21 protein-coding genes are annotated in these 26,969 nt (G+C 42.4%); 10 read left to right on the forward strand and 11 right to left on the reverse strand.

The window, feature by feature from the left end:
• Nucleotides 1-88 precede the first annotated feature (88 nt).
• The 5 genes from V6252_RS02335 to V6252_RS02355 form a co-directional block, all read right to left on the reverse strand.
• Nucleotides 89-1,789 carry an AMP-binding protein gene (locus V6252_RS02335; RefSeq protein ID WP_341609103.1) on the reverse strand — a complete coding sequence of 567 codons (1,701 nt, stop codon included), beginning with the start codon at nucleotides 1,787-1,789 and terminating at the stop codon, nucleotides 89-91.
• Nucleotides 1,790-2,442: 653 nt separating this feature from the next.
• Nucleotides 2,443-4,140 (reverse strand): AMP-binding protein, encoded by a 1,698-nt coding sequence (locus tag V6252_RS02340; protein WP_341609104.1) that lies wholly within the window; start codon nucleotides 4,138-4,140, stop codon nucleotides 2,443-2,445.
• Nucleotides 4,141-4,601: 461 nt separating this feature from the next.
• Nucleotides 4,602-5,378: an ABC transporter permease gene (locus V6252_RS02345; RefSeq protein ID WP_341609106.1), complete on the reverse strand. Its 777-nt coding sequence runs from the start codon at nucleotides 5,376-5,378 to the stop codon at nucleotides 4,602-4,604.
• A gap of 145 nt (nucleotides 5,379-5,523) precedes the next feature.
• On the reverse strand, nucleotides 5,524-6,363 hold the full coding sequence (locus V6252_RS02350) for an ABC transporter ATP-binding protein (protein ID WP_341609107.1): 840 nt from the start codon (nucleotides 6,361-6,363) through the stop codon (nucleotides 5,524-5,526).
• Between the two features lie 6 nt (nucleotides 6,364-6,369).
• Nucleotides 6,370-6,957: a hotdog domain-containing protein gene (locus V6252_RS02355; protein WP_425355836.1), complete on the reverse strand. Its 588-nt coding sequence runs from the start codon at nucleotides 6,955-6,957 to the stop codon at nucleotides 6,370-6,372.
• A 205-nt stretch (nucleotides 6,958-7,162) separates the two neighbouring features.
• On the opposite strand from V6252_RS02355, the gene xthA reads away from it, so the two are divergent.
• From xthA to V6252_RS02370, 3 genes are all read left to right on the forward strand, one after another.
• A complete protein-coding gene (gene xthA, locus V6252_RS02360; RefSeq protein ID WP_341609109.1) occupies nucleotides 7,163-7,987 on the forward strand; it encodes an exodeoxyribonuclease III in 825 nt (274 codons plus the stop codon).
• A 191-nt stretch (nucleotides 7,988-8,178) separates the two neighbouring features.
• The gene (gene argJ, locus V6252_RS02365; protein WP_341609111.1) at nucleotides 8,179-9,402 is read left to right on the forward strand and encodes a bifunctional glutamate N-acetyltransferase/amino-acid acetyltransferase ArgJ; all 1,224 of its coding nucleotides are present in this window, start codon (nucleotides 8,179-8,181) and stop codon (nucleotides 9,400-9,402) included.
• Nucleotides 9,403-9,763: 361 nt separating this feature from the next.
• The gene (locus V6252_RS02370; protein WP_057759787.1) at nucleotides 9,764-10,162 is read left to right on the forward strand and encodes a DUF4377 domain-containing protein; all 399 of its coding nucleotides are present in this window, start codon (nucleotides 9,764-9,766) and stop codon (nucleotides 10,160-10,162) included.
• A 115-nt stretch (nucleotides 10,163-10,277) separates the two neighbouring features.
• Here V6252_RS02370 and V6252_RS02375 read toward each other — a convergent pair whose 3' ends face one another.
• Nucleotides 10,278-11,714, reverse strand: coding sequence for an L-serine ammonia-lyase (locus V6252_RS02375; protein ID WP_425355842.1), 1,437 nt, complete (start codon nucleotides 11,712-11,714; stop codon nucleotides 10,278-10,280).
• A gap of 583 nt (nucleotides 11,715-12,297) precedes the next feature.
• Here V6252_RS02375 and V6252_RS02380 point away from each other — a divergent pair.
• A complete protein-coding gene (locus V6252_RS02380; protein WP_102092484.1) occupies nucleotides 12,298-13,722 on the forward strand; it encodes a solute carrier family 23 protein in 1,425 nt (474 codons plus the stop codon).
• 151 nt (nucleotides 13,723-13,873) lie between these two features.
• Here V6252_RS02380 and V6252_RS02385 read toward each other — a convergent pair whose 3' ends face one another.
• Complete coding sequence (locus tag V6252_RS02385; RefSeq protein WP_341609113.1) at nucleotides 13,874-14,806, reverse strand: DMT family transporter; 933 nt, start codon at nucleotides 14,804-14,806, stop codon at nucleotides 13,874-13,876.
• 466 nt (nucleotides 14,807-15,272) lie between these two features.
• Here V6252_RS02385 and V6252_RS02390 point away from each other — a divergent pair, with 466 nt between their 5' ends.
• The gene (locus V6252_RS02390) at nucleotides 15,273-16,295 is read left to right on the forward strand and encodes a WG repeat-containing protein (protein WP_341609114.1); all 1,023 of its coding nucleotides are present in this window, start codon (nucleotides 15,273-15,275) and stop codon (nucleotides 16,293-16,295) included.
• Nucleotides 16,296-16,574: 279 nt separating this feature from the next.
• Here V6252_RS02390 and V6252_RS02395 read toward each other — a convergent pair whose 3' ends face one another.
• Nucleotides 16,575-17,624: an alpha/beta hydrolase gene (locus V6252_RS02395; protein ID WP_341609115.1), complete on the reverse strand. Its 1,050-nt coding sequence runs from the start codon at nucleotides 17,622-17,624 to the stop codon at nucleotides 16,575-16,577.
• A gap of 27 nt (nucleotides 17,625-17,651) precedes the next feature.
• Entirely contained in the window at nucleotides 17,652-17,816 is a 165-nt protein-coding gene (locus V6252_RS02400; protein ID WP_057759803.1) for a rubredoxin, read from the reverse strand.
• A 365-nt stretch (nucleotides 17,817-18,181) separates the two neighbouring features.
• On the opposite strand from V6252_RS02400, the gene V6252_RS02405 reads away from it, so the two are divergent.
• Entirely contained in the window at nucleotides 18,182-18,748 is a 567-nt protein-coding gene (locus V6252_RS02405) for an adenine phosphoribosyltransferase (protein ID WP_341609116.1), read from the forward strand.
• A 150-nt stretch (nucleotides 18,749-18,898) separates the two neighbouring features.
• Here the strand turns inward: V6252_RS02405 and V6252_RS02410 are convergent, their stop codons facing one another.
• The gene (locus V6252_RS02410; RefSeq protein ID WP_341609117.1) at nucleotides 18,899-19,366 is read right to left on the reverse strand and encodes a hypothetical protein; all 468 of its coding nucleotides are present in this window, start codon (nucleotides 19,364-19,366) and stop codon (nucleotides 18,899-18,901) included.
• Nucleotides 19,367-19,476: 110 nt separating this feature from the next.
• On the reverse strand, nucleotides 19,477-20,421 hold the full coding sequence (locus tag V6252_RS02415; RefSeq protein ID WP_341609118.1) for a transaldolase: 945 nt from the start codon (nucleotides 20,419-20,421) through the stop codon (nucleotides 19,477-19,479).
• Between the two features lie 474 nt (nucleotides 20,422-20,895).
• Here V6252_RS02415 and pheA point away from each other — a divergent pair, with 474 nt between their 5' ends.
• The 4 genes from pheA to rarD all read left to right on the forward strand — a co-directional run bounded on the left by pheA (nucleotide 20,896) and on the right by rarD (nucleotide 26,946).
• Nucleotides 20,896-22,068 (forward strand): prephenate dehydratase, encoded by a 1,173-nt coding sequence (gene pheA / locus V6252_RS02420; protein WP_102092477.1) that lies wholly within the window; start codon nucleotides 20,896-20,898, stop codon nucleotides 22,066-22,068.
• A 133-nt stretch (nucleotides 22,069-22,201) separates the two neighbouring features.
• Entirely contained in the window at nucleotides 22,202-23,344 is a 1,143-nt protein-coding gene (gene hisC, locus V6252_RS02425; protein ID WP_114701083.1) for a histidinol-phosphate transaminase, read from the forward strand.
• 110 nt (nucleotides 23,345-23,454) lie between these two features.
• Entirely contained in the window at nucleotides 23,455-25,788 is a 2,334-nt protein-coding gene (locus tag V6252_RS02430; RefSeq protein WP_341609119.1) for a bifunctional prephenate dehydrogenase/3-phosphoshikimate 1-carboxyvinyltransferase, read from the forward strand.
• A gap of 195 nt (nucleotides 25,789-25,983) precedes the next feature.
• A complete protein-coding gene (gene rarD / locus V6252_RS02435; RefSeq protein ID WP_341609120.1) occupies nucleotides 25,984-26,946 on the forward strand; it encodes an EamA family transporter RarD in 963 nt (320 codons plus the stop codon).
• Nucleotides 26,947-26,969 lie beyond the last annotated feature (23 nt).

Consider the following 26,969-nt stretch of genomic DNA (forward strand, 5'->3'; position numbering starts at 1 on the left):
ATCGATTTTCTTAATGCTGAAAAGAAGAAGCCCACTACAATAATAGTGGGCTTCTTCTTTTATTTGCTCTGAAATAGCAGGGCAAGTATTACAACGTTTGAGGGTTGTCTGACATATGCTGTTCACGCAATTTTTGACGCAGTATTTTACCAACATTACTCTTTGGTAATTCACTGACAAACTCAATATGGCGTGGACATTTATAACCAGTCAAATTGTCCAGCGCAAATTCTTTGATGACTTCTTTAGTGACATTGTTATCGGCAGGTACGATATAAATTTTAACCGCTTCACCTTGATGGTCATCAGGAATACCAATTACTGCGCAATCGACGATACCATCACAGTCGAGCATGACAGATTCGATTTCGTTAGGGAATACATTGAATCCAGAAACCAAGATCATGTCTTTCTTACGATCTAGTAGGGTAATATAGCCTTTTTCGTCCATACTGATAATATCACCGGTACGGAAGTAGCCGTCGCTTGTGAAATCATTGGTATTGTCTTTATTAAAGTAACCAGACGTAATATTAGGGCCTTTAATACACATTTCGCCTGCTTGATTTAGGCCCACACGTTTGCCACTGTCATCTACTACAATGATATCGACACTAGGAACAGGTATACCAATAGTACCGTTGAACTTACGATCAGTAATCACGTTAGCAGTACCTGCCGCAACACCTTCCGTCATACCCCAACCTTCAACCATAGGGCAGCCAGTTACTTCCAACCAACGTGCTGCGGTTTGCTCAGTTGCCGCCATACCACCAGCCTGAGTGATACGTAATGAACTAAAATCTAAGTTTTTAAAGTTTGGCTGGTCAAGTAACCCTTTGAATAGAGTGTTCACAGCAGGGAAGATGTGGAATGGTTGTTTTGATAACGTTTTAATAAACCCTGGCATATCGCGCGGATTAGGTACTAAGATAAAGGTATAACCTGAACGCATACCGAGCAGACTCAGCATGAAGGCAAAAATATGATATAGCGGTAATGCCATAACCATATTGATATAGACTTCATTGATGTCTGAAGTAACAGGACGATACCATGCTTCTGACTGCATAGCAGCAGCGACAACATTACGTTGTGTTAGGACAGCACCTTTAGACAACCCAGTAGTACCACCTGTATACTGCAAAATCGCTTTCTGTTGTAGGGTAGTTTTTGGCGCTTGAATCGGTAGATTCTTACCTTTCTTTAGAACTTCAGGGAACTTAGTAACGTTATACTTAGGATCATTTAAGTTATATTTAGGTACCAAACGTTTAACCTGACGGATGACAGTATTGACCAAAATACCTTTTAGACCCATCATATCGCCCATTTTTGACAGCACGATACGTTTGATATTGGTTTCTTCAATGACTTGCTCTAAGGCTTGAGCAAAGTTGTCAACAACAAAAATAACCTGAGCGCCCGAGTCGTTCAATTGATGACGCAACTCGCGACCCGTATATAGTGGGTTTACTGGAGTGCAAACATAACCTGCACGTAGAATACCAATCATAGTTGGTAGATATTGGGGAACGTTTGGCATCATAAGAGCTACTACACTGCCTTTAGGTAGGCCTTGTGCTTGTAACCATGCTGCTACTGCAAGTGAGGCTGTATCAACGTCGCCATAAGTATGTGTAACACCCATACAGATAGTCATCGGATGCATACGAAAGCGGTTAAAACACTCTTCATATAACTCTATGAGGCTTTCATATTGATCAGGATTAATCGTCTTGGGTACGTTTTCTGGATATTGAGCAAGCCAAGGTTTATCTACTGTCATGATTAGTGTCCTTAAATATTGAAATAAGTTAAGGCTCTATAAAAAAGTAGTCACGTCCATGTCAACAATTCAAGTTGCTGCTCCATTAGCAAGAAATTGTTGAGTGCTATCCTATGTATTCACATACTGCTAAAATATGGGGCCTATATAAAGTTTGATTTAACCACAAAGCGTAAACATCTAAGTAGATTAAAAAGCCGATTACTATTTTTGATAATGAAAATGACCACTTGTAAAATAATATTAATCAATTGGCCTTAATTAAAAGTACTATAATATTAAAATAACAGAAAGTATAGTGACACATTTTGGCGATACATTAACATAACTACAACTAGGTCTGTTATTCTTATACAAGAACTTGATAGTTTATAATTAAATTTGATAAATAAAAGAATATATGTTGTAGGATACAGTTATTGAGCAATTGGTTCATAAAAATAAATCACTGTCTTATCAAATAATTATCATTACCTGTATTAAGAAAACCAGAATAATTAATTTTATGAATATAATAACGAGAGTTTTAGAAGAGTATCCTCAAATATAAATAATTAAGAATAAATATGCTAAAGAGCATCCTACATTAAATGTAAGGTGCTCTTTAGTAAAAGTAAAATTAAATTTTTGAAAAGTTAAAATTTAAGGTTGTTTTATCTTTGTGGGTAATCTGCATTATGCTTTTCACGTAATTTTTGACGCAGTACTTTACCGACATTACTTTTTGGTAGGTCACTCACAAACTCGATGTGGCGTGGACACTTATAACCCGTTAGATTATCTAAGGCAAAGTCTGTAATCACTTCTTTGGTAACATTATTGTCTTCAGGTACTACGTATATTTTGACCGCTTCACCTTGATGATCGTCAGGAATACCAATTACTGCGCAGTCAAGAATACCATCACAGTCAAGCATCACAGACTCAATTTCGTTCGGGAATACATTAAATCCTGAAACCAAAATCATATCTTTTTTACGATCGAGCAGTTTAATATAACCTTTGTCATCCATGCTGACGATATCACCAGTACGGAAATAACCATCACTAGTAAAATCAGCACTACTGTCTCTATTCAGATATCCAGAGGTTACGTTAGGGCCTTTAATACATAGCTCACCCCCTTCGTTTAAACCTACATGCTTGCCATCTTCATCAATAATGATGACATCGACACCAGGTGCTGGTACACCGATAGTACCGTTAAACTCACGATTGGTAATGACGTTGGCAGTACCGACGGCAACACCTTCTGTCATACCCCAACCTTCGATCATCGCGCAGCCAGTCACTTCTAACCATCGATTCGCAGTTTGCTCAGTAGCCGCCATACCACCAGCTTGTGAGATACGCAAAGAGCTAAAGTTCAAATCTTTAAAGTTTGGATTATCGAGCAGCCCCTTAAAGAGGGTATTGACTGCAGGGAAAATGTGGAACGGTTGTTTTGACAAGGTTTTGACGAACCCTGGAATATCGCGAGGATTGGGTATCAATATAAAAGTATAACCTGAACGCATACCAAGTAGGCTAAGCATGAATGCGAAGATATGATACAACGGCAGTGCCATTACCATATTGATATATACTTCGTTGATTTCTGACGTGATAGGGCGAGTCCATGCTTCTGATTGCATCGCTGCTGCTACGATATTACGCTGTGACAAAATAGCGCCTTTCGAAAGTCCTGTGGTACCACCTGTATATTGCAAAAATGCTTTCTGGTCCAGAGACATGGTTGGTTGTTGAAAAGGTAAGTTTTTACCTTTTTTTAGCACGTCGGGGAATTTAGTGACATGGTATTTGGGGTCATTGAGATTATACTTGGGTACTAAGCGTTTGACCTGACGAATAATCGTATTGACCAAAATACCTTTCAATCCCATCATATCGCCCATTTTCGATAGGATGACACGTTTGATAGCTGTTTCTTCAATGACTTGCTCAAGCGCTTGGGCAAAGTTATCGACCACAAAAATTGCCTGAGCACCTGAGTCGTTAAGCTGATGGCGCAATTCTCGGCCAGTATATAGTGGGTTGACAGGGGTACATACATAGCCTGCCCGCAAAATGCCAATCATAGTTGGTAGATACTGTGGAACGTTTGGCATCATCAAAGCGACGACACTGCCTTTTGGCAAGCCTTGGTTCTGTAGCCAAGCGGCGACTGCCATTGAAGCGTTATCAATATCACCATAAGTATGAGTCACTCCCATACAAATGCTCATCGGATGTCCACGGAAGCGATCGAAGCATTCTTCGTACAGCTCCATGATGCTGCTATATCTATCGGGGTTAATGGTTTTTGGCACACCGGCTGGATATTGAGAAAGCCAAGGTTTGTTCGATATCATAGTTAGCATCCTTGCGATTTGATATAGGCTAAAGTATTTTAAGAAGGTAGTTGTCAATCTATCAATGGTACAAACCACTACTTATTTAGGTGGTATATACCATATTCAATAGCATCCCTGTCTATTGATTAATAGCTATTTTTTTTGCTATTTTCACAGCATTTTATTTAATGAACATTTAGATAAAGCATTAGATAAAACAAATAAATAAAAAGTTCAATAATAAAAATAATGCTCGTTCTAAAACTATTTATCTGCTGCTTACAAATAAAGTATCAAAAAAACGATACATTTGAGCAATACATTAGCATGAATTTAGTCTAAAACAATAACAGGAAGCGATACTGAGCAGTACATATATTAACTTATAAGAATATATTGGCTCTTTTATTTCATCAACGAAGTATTAAATAACTAATATTGGTGAGCTGACAAAACACAAACGAATGTAGATGCCAAAATTATTGCGGTAAAATGAATTGATCTTTTTTATTAAAGAATCTTCGATAGATAAGTAATGCACTGATAGTACAGCCAAGCGTGCTGCTGACACATATCAGGAACATAGTGATTATTTGATAGCGTACGGCTTGAGTGGGATCGGCACCCGCTAGGATTTGACCAGTCATCATGCCTGGTAAGCTAACAATACCGACGACTAGCATAGAGTTTAAAGTTGGGGTCATGCCATTAGTGATAGCTGATTTTATCTGCTCATGGACGGCTTCGAATGGTTTAGCAGATAGACTGAGCATCATTTCGATACGTCCAGATTGCTCATGAAAGGATTCAATCAATTGATTGCTCGTCAACGAAATGGCAGTCAGAGAGTTACCTAATATCAGACCCAATATAGGAATAATGAATTGCGGTGTATACCAAGGTTGCACATTCAAAATCGCTATAATCGCAATCGCCGTTACTAGTATTGCTGAGATACCGACTGCCAATAATGTATCTGTCAATAACCCTTTATAACTGCGTTTAACGCGATTTTTGGCGGCACTTCCTGCAATTAGAGTCATGACCGTTAAGATAAGTAGCACTTCATACCATTGTTCACGTGCAAAAATCCACGCCAGTATCAGCCCAATAAAGCTAAGCTGTATAATCGTACGAAGTGCCGCTATTAAAAGGGTCTTGCTTAGCTTTAAACGTAACCGCCAAGAGATGAGTAATACGATAATAATTAAACTACTGGCAAGAGCAATATCACTATAAGTGAGAAAAATTTGCATATCATTCGTACCACTCGTATGAGCTTATTTAAGAAGTAATTATGGTAATAATATAAGGTGAGGGTTGAGGTCATTAACGTGCCAAATTTCTTAGCAACTAAGCGACGACTTACTCATTTGATTAAATGTTTCTGATAAAAGCTCTTCAAGAGTCCGCAGTGAGCACACCTGCTTGCATATGCCAGTGTCTATTTGCCAAAGGCATGATATCTTTTATGTCGTGAGTTACCCATAGGAGTGTGCGCTGTGCATCTGCGTGCAACCAGTTGATAAGTAAGTTGACTAGCTGTGCTGAAGTGTCAATGTCCAAAGCGGCGGTTGGCTCGTCTAGTAATAGAACTTGTGGACTGAGTTGCAATAGGCGCAATGTATTGACCAGTTGGCGCTCGCCACCAGATAAATGTTTGGCGTCTTGTTGTAAAAAATCTGCACTTCTATCTAAGTGTTCAAGCTGAGCAACATGCCAGTCTCTATCAAAAGTCTGTGGCTGGTGAGCATGCAATTGATAAGGCATTTGTAAATTTTCAAGGACACTGCCGTCTAACAACTGTGGGTGCTGAGCAAGTAGGGCAACTTGCTGGCGCCACCGTATAGGTGCAGTCTCATGAGTATCGTGATAAACATTACTTGACGTGTCATTATCATGCAAACGAATAGTACCGTTGCTCATTGGCAATAATCCTGCCAATACTCGCAATAGTACTGATTTACCGCTACCAGACGCTCCTGTCAAAACAGTGACCTGCCCTGACAATAGCGTACCGTTCGCACCGCTTATTAGCGTTCGATCATGAATTGATGGCTCTTTATCCAGTGAGGCGTTACCGGTTAGCTTGCTTGTCCATTTTTGATAAATGCTAGACAGCATAGGGATTTTATTCGAGGCTTCTTTGCTTTTTTTAATACTATGAGTACGTATCGTTCGTTGGCTATGTACCCATAGATTATCAAATTCAAGCAATACTCTATCGGTATCTATGCTCATAGCGTTCTACTGCTGACCATGCACTTGCTCAGAGATAGCCTGTTCGATCGTAACGCGCAGTTTTTTTGGCACACGAATAGGACGCATTGGTGGGGTTGTCGCTGAAGTATCTGGTTTATCGCTGCCTATTTCATCATTACTCATTGGCTCTGGTTTGACGAGGTTTTGTACGCAGGCAATGACGATTTTGGTGCTGCTTAGTAGCTGGCTATTATCTGTTTCGGTAGAGCCATGATTTGGTAAATTGCGATATATACTTTGATAAAATATGATGCTGGCAGGTTTTAGCTCCACTTTATCAATACGTACGCTAATTACCTCATCTAATAGAATGGCTCTTTTGTATTGCAAGTCCGCCTGACTCACGACAAAATGCTGCACTTCACCGCTATCAGTCTGCAAAAAATACCCATTTAAGCCCAGCTCAGTAAACCAGTCGCGTCGGCAGTTTTCAAAAAACACCAAGTGATTGGCGTGATAGACTATACCGCCAGCATCAGTATGGTTAATATAGACGTTATAATCTTTAGCAAATAATGGTTTAGTGTCATCATTCATGGCTGATGTCGTATTTTTTTGCTTAATTGTTGTCATAATGATGCTCGATATTTTTAATAAGTATTGTTGAATAAAAGTGTTTCAGATAGACCAATAATAAATAGTGCTTATAATAGAGTTACTCTAGCTTAAGATATCAGGCCATGCAACCGCTAGAACCGCTTACATTTGTTATCATAGCCGTTTATATTTCCCCCATTTATAGAGCGCTATATTCTAACCAATCAGTATAGGACAGTTTATGACCCGTTTTGTCAGTTTTAACATCAATGGTATCCGTGCACGTCAGCATCAGCTCGAGGCGGTGCGCGAGGTAATCGATCCTGATGTCATGGGCCTACAAGAAACCAAGGTTCATGATGATCAATTTCCGCTTAGCGATATCGAAGGTCTGGGCTACCACGTAGAGTACTTTGGACAAAAAGGGCATTACGGCGTTGCACTATTATCCAAAGCTGCACCTGTGTTTGTACAAAAAGGCTTCCCTGGCGAAGATGAAGAAGCCCAAAAGCGCTTTATCCATGCACGTTATGAGTTTGAAGGTCGTGAAGTGGATGTGCTCAATGGTTACTTCCCGCAAGGAGAGAGCCAAGATCACCCGACCAAATTTCCAATGAAGCGCGCTTATTATGCCAACTTGATGGCTTATATTGATACGCTAAAATCTGAAGGTCGTTCGATCATCGTCATGGGTGATATGAATATCGCGCCAGAAGATATCGATATTGGTATTGGTGAAGTTAATGCCAAGCGTTGGTTGAAAAACAGAAAAACCTCATTTCTGCCGGAAGAGCGCGAATGGTATTCAGCATTGATGTCACGTGAGCTGACAGATACTTACCGTCTGCATTATCCAGAGAGCACCGAGTTATACAGTTGGTTTGATTATCGCAGTCGCGGCTTCAATGATGAACCTAAGCGCGGGTTACGTATTGATCATATCCTATGTACCTCAGATCTAATCGATAAATGTATCGATGCTGGTATCAGTTATGAGCTACGTGCTATGGAGAAACCATCTGACCATGCACCGATTTGGTCGGCATTTGACTTAAAGAAACCGTAATACTTATATACCGTGATACCTATATATAGTCAATTCTGATGTCAATTAGATACGATTATTAGCTTGTTCAGTCTGCTTATTGTAGTGCTGCAGCTAGTTCTTCTTGTATCTGAACTGTCTTAAACTGACTATATATTTATCACTTCGTATTCCATAAATAACGATAAAAATTGAGAAATAAGGATTTTATTATGGCTGTTGGAAATGTATCAGTACCTGACGTTATCTATCCTATCGACGGCATCAAGCTCAGTGCCACAGCGGCAGGTGTCCGTTATAAGGACCGCGACGATCTAGTAGTCATCGAAATATCTGACAAAGCTACTATTGCGGTTGTAACCACTAAAAACACCTTTTGTGCAGCGCCAGTGCGAGTATTGCGTGAGCACTTTGCTAAGGTCAGCCCGCGCTATTTAGTCACCAATACAGGTAACGCAAATGCAGGTACGGGCGCTGATGGCAAGCGCCGCGCTATTGATATCTGTACAGCATTGGCTGAAAAGGCCGGTGTAGATACCAATACGATATTGCCATTCTCTACTGGCGTGATTGGTGAGCCATTGAATAGTGATGCGGTCATCGCAGGTTTGGATAATGCATTGGCTAATCTAGCGCCAGATAGCTGGCTAGCTGCTGCTAATGGCATTCGCACAACAGATACCATTCCTAAATTGGCTAGCCAAAAAATTGATGTAGCAGGTACTAGCTATCATATTACTGGTATGTCTAAAGGTTCAGGAATGATACGTCCGAACATGGCGACTATGCTGGGCTATGTGGCGACAGATGCTAATATCACCGCTGACTTACTGCAAGAAATGCTAAGCGCTATCAATGAGCAGTCTTTCAACCGAATTACTGTTGATGGTGATACCTCAACCAATGACTGTTGTGTGTTGATTGCAACAGGCGCTGCTAGCTCAGAGGTGATTGATAGTCCAGAGCATCCACATTATCAGCCTGTATTCGATGCATTAGCCGACGTATTTGTCCGTCTGGCACAACTGATTGTACGTGATGGCGAAGGCGCTACTAAATTTATGACGGTCAAAGTGACTGGCGGTCAAACCACGCAAGAATGCTGCGATGTGGCTTATGCAGTCGCACATTCACCCTTAGTAAAAACGGCATTCTTTGCCAGTGACGCTAACTGGGGACGCATATTAGCAGCAGTGGGCTATGCTGGTATCGAAAATTTAGACACAGAGCAAGTTGATGTGTATCTAGACGAGGTAATGATTTGTCAAAATGGCGGTGTTGCACCTGACTATACAGAGGAAGCGGGCAAAACAGTCATGAGCCGACCTGAGATTACCATTCATATCGACCTTGCACGTGGCGATGCTAGTGATACCGTATATACCTGCGATTTATCATACGATTATGTCAAAATAAATGCTGATTATCGTAGCTAGTACTCTTCAATAAAACAGAATTTGCATAGTTGTATAAGAGCCAGAACAAATATTGTTCTGGCTTTTTAATGTCAATCATCTCCTCAGTAGCAAATAACTCCGCTATTTAATACGCTTCATTAACATCAGTTGCAAAAGCTGACGTTACTTTACAAAGCAGTCATAGAGGGCAAGACGACTAGCGACCTATACTGGTTTCAGTAAGAAGCAAACAGCCTTATTAGCTTGTAGCAAAGCAAGATAAAGTGTTCAAAATAATAAGTTTATCTAAGTAACAGTGAGTTATTAGCTAAATCAATAAATAAGCCAGTAACTAAGCTATCAATAAAGAATCAATAATAAATTATCTGAGGATTGAATAATGAAGAAATTAGCACTTGCAGCATTGATGACGACTTTTGCCCTTTCTGGTTGCTCTACGATGGGTATGGACAATGAGCGCACGATGGTTGTTGAAGGACAACCTATGAATGTAAAAGTAGTAAATATTCCAAGTTTTGAAGTAGAAATTGCACCGCGTAAAGCAGTATGTGACCTGACTGCTACTGATGGCAGCATGGTCGAATCACAGTGCTTGCAGTATCGTCAGACCTATCAGAAAAACTACACCACGCTAAACGGTAATATTCAAGGCTTTACCTATGAGCCGAACTATCGTTATGTCCTAGATGTACGTCAAGAAGCAGTAACAGCAGAGGGCTCTAATGTCGTACAGCCAGTTTGGATTCTAAACGAAGTGGTATCAAAAACTGCTGAATAATATTGATAGCAATATATAGACGATAAACCAGTTATACATGACAAAAAGGCCTCTAACGAATTAGAGGCCTTTTTGTTGTTTTTATTATCAGTAAATTAGTTTTTGAGAAGTCAAATTAGCATTGACTGTAGTTGACGCTAACACCGCGCGTTGCTGTAGGGATTCTACTATCAGCATAGACCGCCAGACCGCCTCGTGCCGTCTCTTTATATTTATCAGACATATCGGCACCTGTTTGCTTCATCGTCTCTATCGCTTTGTCTAAAGAGACGAAGTGCTGACCATTACCTCTACAGGCTAGACGTGCTGCATTGATTGCTTTAACTGCACCCATCGCATTACGCTCGATACAAGGCACTTGTACCAGTCCGCCAATAGGGTCGCAAGTAAGGCCTAGATTGTGCTCAATACCAATCTCAGCAGCATTTAAGCATTTAGCTGGTGTGCCATTCATGATTTCTGCCAGTGCAGAGCCTGCCATTGCACACGCAGAACCAACCTCACCTTGGCAACCAACTTCAGCACCAGAGATTGAAGCATTTTGTTTGATAAGGCTACCGATAGCAGTGGCGTTTAGCAAAAATTTACGAACGCCATCTTGGCTGTAGTTGGGCAAAAAATCACGATAGTAGTGCAGTACGGCAGGGATGATACCTGCTGCGCCATTGGTTGGCGCTGTAACTACTTTGCCGCCATTGGCGTTTTCTTCGTTAACGGCGAGCGCGTACAAATCGACCCAGTCCATAGCGGCTAACTTATCAGTCTTGGTGATAGGTTGGTCTTTTTCAGCGCACAGCTGCGTATGCAAATCTTGGGCACGGCGCTTTACATCTAATCCACCCGGTAGGATACCGCCATTTTCACAGCCTTGTTTGACGCAGTCTTGCATTACTTCCCAAATGCTATCTAGATAATCAAATACTTCTTCTTTGGCATGGAAGTGACATTCGTTTGCTAGTACCAATTCGCTGATGCTCAAGTCATGCTCACGACATTGCTCTAGTAGCTCTGCTGCGTTATTGAACGGGTAGGGAACTCTATCGATGGTCGGGCTGGCATGATCTTCGTCTGGGTTAGTTGCATCTTCTTCATTAATCACAAAACCGCCACCGACTGAATAGTACGTCTGCTGATAGCGAACGCCTTCAGTTGAAATAGCGCGTAGCGTTAATGCATTAGGGTGATAAGGTAGCACGGTATCGTCATACCAGTAGATATCTTGCTCTGTATCAAAAGCAATCGTATGCGTGCCTGATACATTGAGAATTTTGTCAGAGAAGATAGGAGATAGGTAGCTACTGGTCATACGTGTGTCTATTGTGCTAGGCGTATGTCCAAGCAGTCCTAACAATATAGCGGTATCTGTCGCATGGCCTTTTCCAGTCGCTGCCAAAGAGCCATACAGTTCAATTTCAATGGTCTTAACCGCAGTCAGTTCCATCTGCTCAGTTAGCGAGGTCAAAAATAAGTTTGCAGCGACCATCGGTCCGACTGTATGCGAACTGGATGGGCCGATGCCGATTTTAAATAAATCAAAAACACTGATCATAATAAGTCACCAAAAATTTTAAGCGCTTTAGCCTATTTTATCTATGGCATTGGGCGCTTTTGTGAAAAATATAATAGACAGCCATCGCTCCTAGTCACCATTGATAGGTGGGCGCGAGACACTATTTATGAAGGTTATAAGGTAAATGAGCACTGAAGGCAGTTGAATAATAACTTTTATTTATTTTGAAACTCCGTTATCATGCTCGCAGTCAACAACTATGTAACATCCTGTAAGTTGGTTATCATCGTAAAATAAGACGGATTAAAAAAGACTGAGTTTTTCAGTCAGACATATCCGTATTCATACATCTAGCAAGATATGGTTATCATACCAAATAATACTTTTGGTTTGTCATATTACAACATAAATGAATGAATTGGGATGACATATTATAGATAGAAAGACTCAACGTTCTGCTATTTATACAAGCCCTTAGAAATATGTCCATTTATTAATATACTTATTTTATCAGTTATTCAAGGGCGTATTGAACATTCACAAATAGTCTCTGTCAGTGCCATGGCCGAATATTCAACACGCCCCAGCCTATTACTTTAGCTTAGCTCACATAGGACAAGCGCGCATGCCATCTCAAAAAGACCCTTCATCAGCGTCAGACAATAGCGCTCAAGATCTATCGACTCAAAATGCCTTGGAGTCTGCAGGCATTGATTCAGCCGCTATCAATTATCCGCACAATCCAGATTTTGAAAATGGCCGTTGGTTTCCGACATGGCGTCCTTATAAGGGCGACTTGGATCGTGATCCAGTCGGTATCAACGACTATTTACCTCCGTCAAAAAGCGTATTGCTCGGTATACAGCATACCTTTGCGATGTTTGGTGCAACTGTGCTTGCGCCTTTATTGATGGGGTTTGATCCTAACTTAGCCATCTTGATGTCCGGTATCTGTACGGTAATGTTCTTTATGATTACCGGTGGGCGCATGCCGAGCTACTTGGGATCGAGCTTTGCTTTTATAGGCCCAGTCATCGCGGTGACCGCTTATGCAGGCGCAGGGTTCAATGACAATCTAAATGTTGCGCTAGGCGGTATTATGGCCTGCGGTATTATTTATGCATTAATTGGTCTGCTAGTGATGAAGACGGGTACAGGTTGGATTGAGCGTTTGATGCCGCCTATCGTGACGGGTGCGATTGTCATGATTATCGGTCTTAACTTGGCGCCAGTGACCATTCAAGGGGTGTCTGCCAATCAGTTTGATGCTTGGATGGCTACCTTAACCGTATTGCTCATTAGTGGTGTGGCAGTATTTACTCGCGGCATGTTGCGTCGTTTGTTGCTACTCGTTGGTCTGGTTCTGTCGTACGTTGCTTATTTTGTCATGACCAATATTTTAGGCTTTGGTACTGCGATTGATTTTAGTACGGTAGCCGCCGCTTCATGGTTTGGACTACCAAGCATTCATACGCCGCGCTTTGAGATGAGCGCTATTATCCTAATTGCACCTGTGGCCTTTATCTTGGTAGCTGAAAACCTAGGGCATTTTAAGGCAGTAGAGGGTATGACCAAGGCTCGTGTGACCCCTTATATGGGCCGAGCATTTTTGGCGGACGGTTTAGCCACGACTTTTTCGGCAGGATTTGGTGGTACAGGTGTTACTACTTATGCTGAAAATATCGGTGTCATGGCGGTTACCAAAGTATATAGCACGACGATATTTGTCGTAGCAGGATTGGTTGCTATCATATTGGGACTCTCACCAAAGTTTGGTGCGATCATTCAGACCATCCCAGCGGCTTTATTGGGCGGTGCTTCTATTGTTGTTTTCGGTCTTATCACGGTTGCTGGGATAAAAATCTGGATCGATAGCCATATTGATTTTAGTAAAAACAGCAACCTAATCATCGCGGCAGTGACGGTCATTATGGGTACTGGTAATTTTAGCTTGCACTTAGGCGGCTTTGATTTAGGCGGTATCGGTACTGCTACTTTAGCTGCTATCGTGTTGAATGCTTTGTTTAACCAAAGCTCTGAAGCGAAATAAGTAATACTGATGAGATTGAAGTTTGTGCCTATCAGATAAAGATGGTCCAAGCATATCTCATCTAACAAAAAGCGCCCATGCTATCGATAGCATGGGCGCTTTTTTGTATGGCAATATTGAGCAACAGTAGTAGCGAACAACAGTATGGGAACTATTTATAATCTCGCTTATAAAATCTTGAAAAAAACCGATAGCGGCGAAGGGCACGTGGCTTTGGTTTTAAAGAGCCTAAGTAAATAGCAAACATCGTTAGTAGTGCGCCACTCCACTGCAAAATATTAATCGGCTTGTCCAGCCAACTATAGTCAATGACAAGGGCTGCAATAGGTTCAGTCAATAATAGCAGTCCAGTCAGTGCCAGAGATAGCTTAGGAATAGAGTAGGCAATCAATCCCCATGCCAAGCACTGCATCACCGTACCATAGATAAGTACCCAACCAATCTCAGACCATGTATTGGGCAGGATATTACCTGTATCAAATACAAACATCGGTATAATCATGGCTAAGACGCCGCCGATACTAATTAGCTGCATGAGCATAAATATAGGCGTCGGTTCAGTGTCATGCGTTTTGCGGATAAATGTCATTGACGCTGCTAACATGGCACCCGATACAATACCAGTGACAAAGCCCCAAGTCGCAGCAGTGTTGTGTGCAAATTCAGGGCTACCTATCATTGCCACGCCTATCATGGCTAAAAACAAACTAATAAGCTGTACGATAGACTGACGCTCATTAAAATACATAAACCCAATCGCGGCCAAGAAAAATATTTGCAGACTATTAAGCAGCGTCGAAATACCAGGCCCAACCGCATAAATACTCTCATGCCACAGCGCCAAATCTAATCCTAAAAACGCCCCTGATAGTAGCGCATAAAAAATGGCCCGTCTTGATTTGGGCATACGTTGGCCCATTATCTTAGCCAATACCGCAAATACAATACCAGAAACAGCCAATCGCCAAAACGACATGGCCCAACCGCCAATATCGACATGAGCGACAATTAAGCTGCCCAATCCAAAAATGATACAACCAATGACTAAGCCAATAGGTGCAGATCGCGTTGAAGCAATAGCCATAATTTATCCTTATAACAGTATTTGAATAACAGCACTCTTATTATCATTGCATCATGTCAGAACTTATGTTGACATAGAGCCATATTGTCGTGGTTTTAAGTGCAAAATGAAATGGCAAAACCACAATTTATTACGGTGAATGCAGATGCTATCGCTGTAAGGAAAATTATTGGGCATGTTGGACGCAAATAAATAATCAAAGTGTTTGATATGGCTGCGTTTTTCACAATAGACTTATGATAATTGGGTAATAGTATTTATATCAAAATATTTGTATCAGAGCGACGATTCGTAGGAGTATGAAAGCGCATAATGTATGCAAGTGATATTTCTGCACGGAGGATATGTGTGTAGCACTTTAAGCGACATTAACGCGGCAACACATGTATAGTAGATTGACGATATAATGTACTCAACGTCTGATTTGTTATACCAAACAATCTATATTATTTGTCTAGGTTTATTTATGCTTCAACGATTGCTATCAAAAAAACAGCCACATACATTGTCTGGCTTGCTACCAAAAATATCGCAATACAGTTTTGTCGTAACGATGCTATCTAGCGCATTGTTTTTGATGCCTAGTGCATATGCCGCTAGTTGTAAAATCCCAAAAAGTTATTATAAAAACGTTTCCTGCACAGCCAGTAGCAGTTACTTTTTGGCGATCAAAGACTTTGGTGCGCCAGTGGCTTTAATCGATAAAAAAGGCAAACGAGTCGTTGATTTATCACGTTATCAAAAAGTCGATGCCGATAAACTGTCAGGCGGTCTGTTACCTGTACTGCGCAACAGTCGCGTTGGTTATCTTAATATGCAGGGCCGTGAAGTCGTGCCTGCCATGTACGATATATTGACAGAGAGTCAAGGTTGGGCGCGTCCTGTATCGGATGGGCGTATCGTGGTAAAAAAAGAGGGTAACTATGGTGTGATTAATACAGCCAATAGTACCGTTGTCTCGTTTTCTGCAGCGATTGATGATATTGATAATTATCGTAATGGGGTGGCGCGTGTACGCAAAGGCCGTGCAACCAGTTGGGTAGATAAAAACGGTAATGCAGCACATGATCCAAATGCCCAGAATGACACTCAGGCAGTGAATAAACCTACTTCTTCTAACGAAAAATCTAGCACAGCATCACAGTCTGTACCAGCGCGCTTTACGACGCTTCAATCGCGTCAGCAAGATGGTAAATGGGGTTTCGTCGATGACAATAATGTCACGATGATTACGTACTCATTTGATGAAGTGCGTCCGTTTTCTGAGGAATATGCTGGCGTGCGTATCGGTGAAGAGTGGGGCTTTATCAATTTAGGCGGTGAGCTGGTGATTCCTTTTCGCTTTGCTAACAATGGTCTGAACGCTAACGATAGCTATCAGGGCAAACCTTCCTTTGTATTTACAGGTGGTAAGGCGTGGATTGGTAACCTAAAGAATGGGAATAAAATGTGCATTGATAAAGAAGGGGCTGGTGTTGCTTGTGATTGATGCAATTACTAGGGCGTGTCCTCATTTTAAAAATGGTGATAAAAATGAGATAAAATGAGATAAATCGCAGTCAAACAAGGAAAATAGCGCAGATAATATCGAGATATTAGTCAGCTATTTGACGCTGTCTGGCAAGATTTAGCCATTTTTAACCCATTTAGATAACTATCGATTGAATTGAGGACACGCCCTAGGATTAAATAGGCAATAAAAAGAGTGTAAAACCTGTGATTTTTCGCTAGGTTTTATACTCTTTTTTTGACATTGATGTTTTTAAAGCTATTTGCTCGATAAATGATTGCTGATTAAGTCAACCATATAAGGCTGATAATACTCTGGAATATCGTGTGCCATGCCTTCGATGAGATGGAACGTAGCATTAGGGATAGTCTTGGCAACGACTCGGCCCTGCGAGGCAGGTAGGAGTCCATCAGCGCTACCATGTAATACAATCGTTGGTGCTTTGACTTGCTTACTAAATCGACTGATAGAGCCTGATGCCAAGATAGCATTGAGCTGCTGTACTGTACCAAGCGGGTGAAAATTGCGCTGATAGCGAATCTTAGCGATTTCACGAACCATCCGCACATTCACATGACCTGGTGTACCAACGGTCTTCATAAACCAAACACTATGACGCACGATATCACGCTCAGAATGACTCTCTGGACGATTGATAAGGGTGTATAGCTGTTTGGGCTTGGGTGGCTTCAAAAACGCACGATTGGTCGTGGTAAACATAAGCGCCATTCGCTGCACTAAGCTTGGATAACGTGCCGCCACGATTTGTGCAATCATACCGCCCATCGAAGCCCCAAGCAGATGTGTCTTACCAAGCTTGAGTGCTTTAATCAAACGTGCGGTGTCTTCAGCCATGTCCGTCAAGTTATAAGCAACCTGTGTGCTTTTGTTAGACAGCCCTGTCTGTAGACGTACCATCATTTTGAGCTGGCTAATACGCGGCAAGCCTTCTATCTGTACTTTAGAAGACAAGCCGATATCACGATTATCAAAACGAATCACAAAAAAACCAGCATCGATAAAGCGCTTAATAAAATTGTCTGGCCAAAATATCATTTGTGAGCCTAGCCCCATGATCATCAGCAGCGGCGGATTATTGGGATTACCGCCAGCTTCGACGCACAACTCAATACCATCACCGATGTCAATCATTGCTTGACGAAGGTGCTTACTCAAGTCAGAGTCGCGCCATTGATGCTCCCCAAATTTGCGCCACTCAGGAGTAGGGTAGTTATTCAGATGATCTTCTAGATGGTTATCTAGCGTTTCAGGCAATTTGGCACTATTGATGTCATTTGATTTTGTCATGAAGTGTCCTAATTAGAGGGTCATCTACTACAGCTCAAGCATCTCAAAATCAAGCTTACCGACACCGCACTCAGGGCAAGTCCAGTCATCAGGGATGTCTTCCCACTTAGTACCAGGTGCGATACCTTCTTCTGGGCAGCCAAGCGCCTCATCATATATCCAGCCGCAGACAATACATTCATAACGTTTCATAAATAGTCCTATCGATCATTACCAGTATTACAGTTACAGCGTGCTATAAACGCTCATTTTTAATATTACAGCTATTATATTAGACTGCAAAAACGCACGTAGTTTAGCATATAACCGCAATTTTCATAGTTAAGTTTACACTTGTATATTGAGATGACTTTTCTTTTATCAAGTCAATCACATACGTTACCTTATTAGCGCTTAATAACAAGACTGGACGCCAGCCCGCCATACGAAAACCAATTATGCTATAATGATCGCCGCTAAATTCACAGTAATGCTTAGCATTTATCGCTGATATATCATCTAGTTGTTGTCTTATCTAAACTAACTAAACCATCTAAATACATAAGCTAAGGGTCATCATGAGTACCAATGCCGCCGCCACATCCGCCACCAACAATGAGACGTCCCATGTGCTCAATACTGACCATCCGTTTTGGCAGATTATTCGCACAGTACCAGACTTTCCAAAATCTGGCATTGATTTTTATGACATTACCCCGTTACTGCGCAGTCATGTTGACGCTGTTATCGATGCGCTACTTACCGCTTTGCCAGAAGGGCTTATGGACGAGGTAGATTGTCTAGGCGCAGTAGAAGCGCGCGGTTTTGTATTTGCCAGTATGTTAGCAGGTCGTCTGGGCAAAGGCATGATCTTGCTACGTAAACCAGGTAAGCTGCCGCCACCTGTTGCCAATAAAGCCTATGCACTGGAGTATGGTAAAGACACGCTTGAGATGCAAAACAATCTACCACCTGAGCGTGTACTATTGGTCGATGATATCTTGGCAACTGGTGGTACGTTGACCACTGCCTACGAGCTGTGTCAATCAGCTGACCATACTGTGGTCGGTGCGCTAGTGTTACTGGACTTGGTCGACTTGCATGGCGAGTTCCCAGTACCTGTTTATACGGTACTAAAAGCCTAAAGTAAATTGCTATGTTTTTGACTACTAGACACATCGTATTGTCGATATAGTTAAACGATTCTCCAAATAAAAAAGCGCCCTGATACTATGTCAGGGCGCTTTTTTGGTACTGTATTGATGTTTTTTAGTACTGTGTTGAGTAGGCTGTATTCATTGCTCTTCGTCTTGTTCGTAGTCCTTACAAGACTGCTCTATCACCGTACGACCGACTGTCTTTGGGGTAGTGACTTTAAAATCTTTTGTGGTCAATATTGGTTTTTCTGACTGCCATGACTTGGTTACTTTGCCTTCAGCATCGTAGTTAACGAAGGCTCGTCTATAGTAACTGGCGTCTTTACATGAAATGAGTAGTTGTTGCTCACTATGGTCAATATTGCTTTTTTCTTCCTTCGATTCATCTTTATCGGCATCTTTGTCTTTAGGATAGGTTCTAAGGATAGATACTGTGATATTTTCGACGTCTTTTTCATCTATGATACTGATGTCAGAGCTTTCAATAGAATCCAAATCTATACTAAAAATTGATCCAGAGCTGCTCTCGGACACCTCTACCCAGTTAACTGCCTGGGCGCTGATCGCTAAAGCACTGCCTGCCAATAATATTGATAGCCGTTTCATATAAGCCTTGCTTCTTGTCATTTGAAGTAGGTAATGATAGCCAACTTACTATTAGTAGGCAAATATCTTTTGTGCCAGCCCAGTATCCGTCGTGCTCTGTCGTGTGGTTATTATTGTCCGCGAATGGCTGCTAATGTCTTAGCCAGCTCGTCACGCGCGCCGATAAAGCCGTCAATACCTTTAGGTAATAAGTCCTGCGTAACCTTGTCTTGCTGATACGCAGCACTAAACTCTTCATGCGTTAAGCTTACCTGAGTCATCGCTTTCATACCCATCGACATGCTTGGAGACAGTTGGCGAGTTACATCGGTATCCATGGCTGCCAACTCATCAATGAGGTTGGGAGCTATAGTCAGTAAGTCACAACCTGCCAATGCCAAAATTTGCTCGGTAGATCGGAAACTGGCGCCCATTACTTGCGTCTGGTAACCATGCTGTTTGTAATACTGGTAAATGAGCTTGACTGACTGTACGCCCATGTCATCAGCAGCCGGTACGTTTTGACGGCTTTGTTGGCGTTTTTGCCAATCTAGAATACGGCCAACGAAAGGTGATATCAGGGTCACGCCAGCATCTGCACAAGCAATCGCTTGATGTTGTCCAAAAAGTAGGGTCAGGTTACAGTGGATATTTTGAGTCTCAAGATAGCGTGCTGCCTCGATACCTTGCCAAGTTGCCGCCATTTTGATCAATACTCGCTCTGAATCGACGCCCGCTTTTTGGTAAGCATCCATAAACGCCAGAGCCTTATCTATCGTCGCTTGAGTATCATAAGATAAGCGAGCGTCCACTTCGGTAGAGACTCGGCCTTCGATCAGCTCTAAAATATCGCAGCCAACCTGAATGGTCAGCGCATCGATTACGGCATCCACGTCACCATTGTGACGACTCATGGTCTCTGACAACATGCCTTGGTTGTCAGGATGAATCAGAGCCTTGGTAATAAGGCTTGGGTTGGTGGTTGCATCAATAGGTTTTAAACGGGCAATAGCGGTAAGGTCACCAGTATCAGCAACAATCGTGGTCATAGTGCGTAGCTGTTGTAATGCGCTCATCAGGTATCCTTTTCTTATTAATCACATGATGCTCCTCTTATATATAACAGGGTAGGGAGCTGAACTGGAACTGTAACACAGTTTTGGGCAGGTGTTGCCTCATAGTTATGCTATGCGTCGCTGTTATCTGGCTCAGCTGTGCTAATATTAATAACAGTTGGTATATTTATACGCATTTACGCATGGGCACTGACCTTAGTTTTTGCTATAGTAGAGCCGGCTATGTATTAAGCTGCTGTATTTGGCAGTAAATATAGCATTAACGCTAAATGGCACTAGCAATATAAGGTGTTTTTGATAGACTGTTTTGAGGTTGATTTTGAATATAGTTTCTACTATCAGTCTTAGTCTTTAACTAAAAACAGAAAACAGTCAGATTTGGCAATAGAGCTACCTAAGTAATAGCAATGTAATAACAATATTTAAATAATAGTAATATCTAACAGCGATAAAATCTAAAAAGGATGGGCGGTAATGAGCGAGCAGTCACCAGAGCAAACAATGGATAATCTAAATCAAACCACTACAGGCGCTAGCGATACCGCAACTGAAAAAGAGTTTTTAGACAATATTCGCCAAAATATTGACGCAGTAGACTGTGAGATCCAAACGTTAATCAATAACCGTGCAAAGTTGGCTCAGCAAGTAGCCATGGTAAAGAAAAATCATACCGCTGCTGATGACAATAGCAATCCTATCTTTTACCGCCCTGAGCGTGAAGCACAGGTACTAAAAGCTGTCATGGAGCGTAATGCAGGTCCAATCGCTGATGAGAAAATGGCGCGTTTGTTCCGTGAAATCATGTCAGTATGCTTGGATTTAGAAGCGCCGCAGCGTATTGCCTTCTTGGGCCCTGTCGGTACCTTTACGCATGCCGCTGCGCTCAAGCACTTTGGTAAAGCCGCTGATACCGTACCGATGACGACCATTACTGATGTGTTCCGCGAAGTCGAAGCGGGTACAGCGATGTATGGCGTGGTTCCTGTCGAAAACTCTTCAGAAGGCGTAGTCAACCATACTCTAGATGGCTTCTTATCTTCTACTTTGAAAATCATTGGCGAAGTTGAACTGCCAATTCATCAAAACTTCTTGGTTGCTGAACATACTAAGATTGATGGCTTAAGCCGTATTTATTCGCACCAGCAGTCGCTTGCTCAGTGCCGTCATTGGCTAGATGTAAACTTCCCTAATGTTGAGCGCGTTGCAGTATCAAGCAACGGTGAAGCTGCTCGCCGCCTTAAAAATGAATGGCATTCAGCTGCGATTGCAGGTGATGTCGCTGTTGCAGAGTATGGCTTGCATAAGCTCTACTCAAATATCGAAGACAATCCAAGTAACACCACACGCTTCCTTATTATCGGTCATGAAGCAATTGCGCCATCTGGTCAAGACAAAACCTCTATCGTCGTCTCCGCTCACGACAAAGCAGGCGCACTGATCGAAATCTTGAAACCTTTGTCATATCATGGCGTATCGATGACCAGTATTGAGACGCGTCCTGAGCGTCCTAACAAGTGGGCATACGTATTCTTTATCGATATGAATGGTCATGTTAATGATCCAAACGTTAGCGCTGCCATCAATGATATTCGTCCATTGGTCAAGGATTTGCGCATATTGGGCTCATATCCAAAAGCTGTCTTATAGACGACTACCTATAGACAACTACTTATAGATAATTACAGGCTTACTCACTGGTATTCATACATAATAGATGGGTCTTAGCTTTTGCAGATAGTATTCAAAAAAAGCATTTACAGATACCATCTAAGGATAAACCATGCAGACTACTCAATTGACCGCGTCAGATCTATCGCCGTTAACGCCAGCTTACGACAGTATTTTGGCATTGGCACCTTATCAAACCGGTAAGCCAATTGAGGAGCTGACACGTGAGTATGGTGTCTCAGATGTGGTCAAGCTGGCTAGCAATGAGAATCCAATGGGATGCTCCCCACGAGTGACGCTAGCAGTGACTGAGCAGCTAGGGCAGTTGTCGCGCTATCCTGATGGCAATGGTTACTATCTAAAGCAAGCGCTGGCTGATTTTAACGATGTCAATGCCAATCAAATTACCTTAGGTAATGGCTCTGATGATTTGCTCGATATTTTAGCACGCAGCTTTGTGGGTGCTGATGATGCCATCGTCTATAGTCAGTATGCTTTTGTGGTATATCCTATGCTAGCGAAGATGCAAGGTGCCACGGGCATTGAAGTGCCTGCTCAACGCTTCGGCCATAATCTAAAAGCCATGAGCCAAGCGGTTCAAGACAATCCGAATACCAAAATCGTCTTTATTGCCAATCCGAACAATCCAACGGGTACGCAGCTAGAGCAAAAAGAGCTGTATCAGTTCGTTACCAGTGTGCCAAGCTCAGTCTTGGTGGTACTAGATGAAGCTTATATCGAGTATAGTCCTGAGAGTAACAACCGCGCACTATTAGATGAGTTCGATAATGTCATTATCGTGCGTACTTTTTCTAAAGCTTATGGGCTGGCAGGTTTACGCGTCGGTTATGCTCTAAGCTCGGTGGCAGTGGCGGATTTACTAAACCGTATTCGTCAGCCATTTAACGTCAGCCGTGTCGGTTTAGCTGCTGCTGCTGCTGCACTTGCTGATCAAGACTTTATCGAAAAAACTCGTCTGATAAACGATGAGCAAATGCGCTGGTTAGAAAAGCAGTTTGACGCGCTAGGATTGGGTTTTGTGAAGTCGCATGCCAATTTTATTATGGTCGAAGTGCAGGTTGAGATGGAAGATATAACCGCTGCTTCTATCCATCAGGCACTACTTGAACAAGGCGTTATTGTCCGTCCGTTGGATGCTTATGGACTACCTAACTGGCTACGTATCACAGTAGGTGTGGCTGAAGACAACCTACGTTTGATTGATACTTTGCGTTCTATTTTGACTGAAGACTAAGCGCATCTATTAATGTTTTTTCATTAAAAAGTTGTTCTTTGTTAGCCATTAAAATTTATAACACTAAGACTGGCCCTATCTATGTCTTAGTGTGTCCAACGAGAAAAGCCGTGAGTAGTCAGAAAAATAATAAACTTCAATCGTCTCTAAATACTACGCTACCTATATTTAAACAAGTTTGTGTGATTGGACTTGGGCTGATTGGTGCCAGTTTTGCGCAAGCTATTAAAGATAATGGCTTAAGCGCGCGTCTGGTAGCAGTCGATAGACATGCGCCAAGTATTACAGAAGCTATTGAGCATGGTCTGCTAGATGCAGGTAGTGCAAACTTACAAGACGTTATCGCTGACAGTGATTTAATCATTATTGCAGTGCCAGTACAGGCAGTTCAAGCAGTGTTCATTGATATCAAACAAGCGATGGATAACGGACAGCTTGCCAATGATTGCATCATGACAGATGTCTGTAGTACTAAGGTCAATATCATTGATGCCGCTAAAGCAGTGTTCGGCTCGCTGCCGATAGGATTGGTGCCAGCGCATCCAATTGCTGGGGCTGAAAATTCAGGGTATCATGCGCGCCGCGCCAGTTTATTTGTTAATCATAGCGTTATTATTTGCGAGCTACCGACAACCAGTGCAACTGCTATTGCAAAGTTGCGACTATTATGGGAATCAGTGGGCGCAAATGTTATGTCAATGGATGCTGAGCATCATGACCGCATATTAGCGCACACCAGCCATTTGCCACATTTACTTGCCTTTAATTTGGTTGAGCAATTGGCAAGCCATGATGATAATTTAGATATGTTTCGTTATGCTGCTGGTGGGTTCCGCGATTTTACGCGTATCGCTGCCAGTGACCCTAAAATGTGGCATGATATATTTTTTGCCAACCAAAACGCGATTGTTAGCGCCCTTGATGAGTATGGTGTCTATTTACAGACGATGCGCCAGCTTATCATTGATCAAAATTCAACCGCCCTGATGGGACTTTTGGGCCGCGCGCAAGCCGCACGGCGACATTTCGGCCATATGTTAGCCAGCACCCCTTATACGGATACTTCTGCTATGTCAGCTTCTTATAATATTACCCCTAGCAATACTGTTTCTGGCACCATCGCGATTCCTGGTGACAAATCTATCTCGCATCGCAGCATTATGCTCGGCAGTCTTGCCACAGGCGTGACAAATGTGACTGGGTTTTTGGAAGGAGAAGATGCGCTAGCGACGCTACAAGCATTCCGTGATATGGGTGTGGCTATCGAAGGCCCTGATAATGGCAACTTGACCATCCATGGCGTCGGTATGAATGGTCTAAAACCTAGCAAAACCCCACTGTATATGGGTAACTCTGGTACCAGTATGCGTCTGCTATCTGGTATCTTGGCAGCGCAATCGTTTGATAGCGTGTTGACAGGTGATACTAGCTTGAATAAACGCCCAATGGAGCGCGTGGCGGCACCGCTACGCACGATGGGAGCTGTGATTCAGAGCACTGGTCATAGTGGTACTGCGCCGCTCAGTATCACTGGTCGTGACACGGTGGGTAAGCCATTACAAGGCACTGAATATGATATGCCAGTTGCTTCAGCTCAGGTAAAGTCTTGCTTGCTACTAGCAGGTCTATGGGCAGAAGGTACGACAACGGTCACACAGCCTGAGATCAGCCGTGACCACACTGAGCGTATGCTATCGGCCTTTGGTTATCCGGTAACCGTAGAAGGCAATCGCATCAGTGTTACTGGTGGCGGCACACTAACAGGCGGCGATATCGCGGTTCCTGCTGATATCTCATCTGCAGCGTTTTTTATGGTGGCAGCGGCCATCAGTCAAAACAGTGAGCTGACCTTGACCCAAGTAGGTATCAATCCTACACGTACTGGCATCATTGATATTCTTAAATTAATGAATGCAGATATTAGCTTAAGCCATGAGACACATGTGGGCGGCGAGCCAGTTGCTGATATTACGATTCGCAGCTCAAATTTGGTCGGTATTGAGATACCAGAGCATCTTGTACCACTGGCCATTGATGAGTTCCCTGTGCTATTTATCGCGGCTAGCTGTGCACAAGGTCGTACGGTATTGACTGGTGCTAAAGAGCTGCGTGTCAAAGAATCAGACCGTATTGCTGTGATGGCAGAAGGGTTACATACACTTGGTATTGATTGTACTGTAACTGATGATGGTCTGATTATCGAAGGTAAAGGCGCTGCTACTGAAAACGGTGAAGTAAACAATAGCCAACCTGTCTTTGGTGGCAGTCATATTGTCTCGCATCATGATCACCGTATTGCGATGAGCTTCTCTGTAGCCAGTCTGCGTGCATCCCAGCAAATTACCATTGAAGGGGTTGAAACGGTTAATACCAGTTTCCCAGGATTCGCTGAACTTGCCAACCAAATCGGTATGTCTATCCAAGTGGATACTGGTGCTGAGTAAGTCGCTAAGCTATCATTAACTCTTAAAGATTTAATCTAACATCGTTAGCAATGTACTCATGTCACTATTGGCATGAGTACATTGCTTTTTACCTTATAATCTCACTGTAGTAACCCTGCGCTCTCACGATTTGATTAACAATAATAATTAGAATTAGGTGAGAGTGCGCTTTGCTCTAAAAAGTTGTCCTATATTATGACTACCCAAAATGTCATCAAAAAACCCGTTGCCCCGATAACCACAACCAGACGCGGCATTATTACTGCGCTCATTGCCTTTTTTATATGGGGCGGGTTTCCATTGTATTTCAAGCAGTTATCTGAATACGATGCCACTGAAATTATTGGCCATCGCATTATTTGGACATTTTTATGTCTGCTGGTGCTGCTGGTAGCGACCAAGCGCTGGCAGTGGATTGACACCTTAAAGCAAAATCCAAGATGGATTGTATTCACCTTTTTGTCTGGTTTAATTATTGCGACCAACTGGCTGACCTATGTATGGGCGGTCAATCAAGACCGTATTCTTGAGGCCAGTTTGGGTTACTTTATCGGGCCATTGGTCGGCGTTGCGCTATCCATGATTTTGTTCAAAGAGCGTTTGCGCACGCTACAATGGGTCGCTATTGGATTTGCACTGCTGTCTGTCATCATTCAAGTGGTGATGCTTGGCAGTCTGCCGTGGATATCGTTGATTTTGGCGTTCAGTTTTAGTACCTACGGGACGATTCAACGACAAACGCCATTGACTGCTGTCGATGCCATGTTTGTCGAGACCGCAATGCTAGTACCGTTATGTCTGTGGTGGTTTTGGCAATCTGATGTGGCAAGTCATCAACTGAGCTTTTGGTTTAGCTCAAATATTTGGCTGCTTATGATCGCAGGTCCGATTACGCTAATACCGCTTTTATTATTCAATAAATCTACCAAGCTCGTTGCATACAGTATTCTGAGCTTTATGAACTATCTGACGCCGACCTTTATTTTCTTTTTGGCGGTGTTCTATTATAAAGAACCGTTCGATTTACAACGTTTGGCAGTATTTGGTTTGATTTGGTTAGGTCTGCTATTATTCAGCATTGACCTGTGGCGCCATCGTCCAAGTAAAGCGTTAAAAGCGGCGCGCCTACGTGAAGAAGCGCTAAAATCAGTTAAGTAAATATTAAAAACACGAAAAAAATT

Origin of the sequence: Psychrobacter proteolyticus (assembly GCF_038155145.1) — a bacterium.
Classification (GTDB): domain Bacteria; phylum Pseudomonadota; class Gammaproteobacteria; order Pseudomonadales; family Moraxellaceae; genus Psychrobacter; species Psychrobacter proteolyticus_B.

Bases quoted from the DNA above. Each gene is read 5' to 3' on its own strand.
- rarD (WP_341609120.1), top strand. From the start codon at position 25,984: ATGACTACCCAAAATGTCATCAAAAAACCCGTTGCCCCGATAACCACA.
- V6252_RS02385 (WP_341609113.1), bottom strand. From the start codon at position 14,806: ATGGCTATTGCTTCAACGCGATCTGCACCTATTGGCTTAGTCATTGGT.
- V6252_RS02390 (WP_341609114.1), top strand. From the start codon at position 15,273: ATGCTTCAACGATTGCTATCAAAAAAACAGCCACATACATTGTCTGGC.
- V6252_RS02370 (WP_057759787.1), top strand. From the start codon at position 9,764: ATGAAGAAATTAGCACTTGCAGCATTGATGACGACTTTTGCCCTTTCT.
- V6252_RS02405 (WP_341609116.1), top strand. From the start codon at position 18,182: ATGAGTACCAATGCCGCCGCCACATCCGCCACCAACAATGAGACGTCC.
- V6252_RS02340 (WP_341609104.1), bottom strand. From the start codon at position 4,140: ATGATATCGAACAAACCTTGGCTTTCTCAATATCCAGCCGGTGTGCCA.
- V6252_RS02400 (WP_057759803.1), bottom strand. From the start codon at position 17,816: ATGAAACGTTATGAATGTATTGTCTGCGGCTGGATATATGATGAGGCG.
- V6252_RS02395 (WP_341609115.1), bottom strand. From the start codon at position 17,624: ATGACAAAATCAAATGACATCAATAGTGCCAAATTGCCTGAAACGCTA.
- V6252_RS02415 (WP_341609118.1), bottom strand. From the start codon at position 20,421: ATGAGCGCATTACAACAGCTACGCACTATGACCACGATTGTTGCTGAT.
- V6252_RS02345 (WP_341609106.1), bottom strand. From the start codon at position 5,378: ATGCAAATTTTTCTCACTTATAGTGATATTGCTCTTGCCAGTAGTTTA.
- V6252_RS02335 (WP_341609103.1), bottom strand. From the start codon at position 1,789: ATGACAGTAGATAAACCTTGGCTTGCTCAATATCCAGAAAACGTACCC.
- xthA (WP_341609109.1), top strand. From the start codon at position 7,163: ATGACCCGTTTTGTCAGTTTTAACATCAATGGTATCCGTGCACGTCAG.
- pheA (WP_102092477.1), top strand. From the start codon at position 20,896: ATGAGCGAGCAGTCACCAGAGCAAACAATGGATAATCTAAATCAAACC.
- V6252_RS02350 (WP_341609107.1), bottom strand. From the start codon at position 6,363: ATGAGCATAGATACCGATAGAGTATTGCTTGAATTTGATAATCTATGG.
- V6252_RS02380 (WP_102092484.1), top strand. From the start codon at position 12,298: ATGCCATCTCAAAAAGACCCTTCATCAGCGTCAGACAATAGCGCTCAA.
- V6252_RS02355 (WP_425355836.1), bottom strand. From the start codon at position 6,957: ATGACAACAATTAAGCAAAAAAATACGACATCAGCCATGAATGATGAC.
- V6252_RS02410 (WP_341609117.1), bottom strand. From the start codon at position 19,366: ATGAAACGGCTATCAATATTATTGGCAGGCAGTGCTTTAGCGATCAGC.
- argJ (WP_341609111.1), top strand. From the start codon at position 8,179: ATGGCTGTTGGAAATGTATCAGTACCTGACGTTATCTATCCTATCGAC.
- hisC (WP_114701083.1), top strand. From the start codon at position 22,202: ATGCAGACTACTCAATTGACCGCGTCAGATCTATCGCCGTTAACGCCA.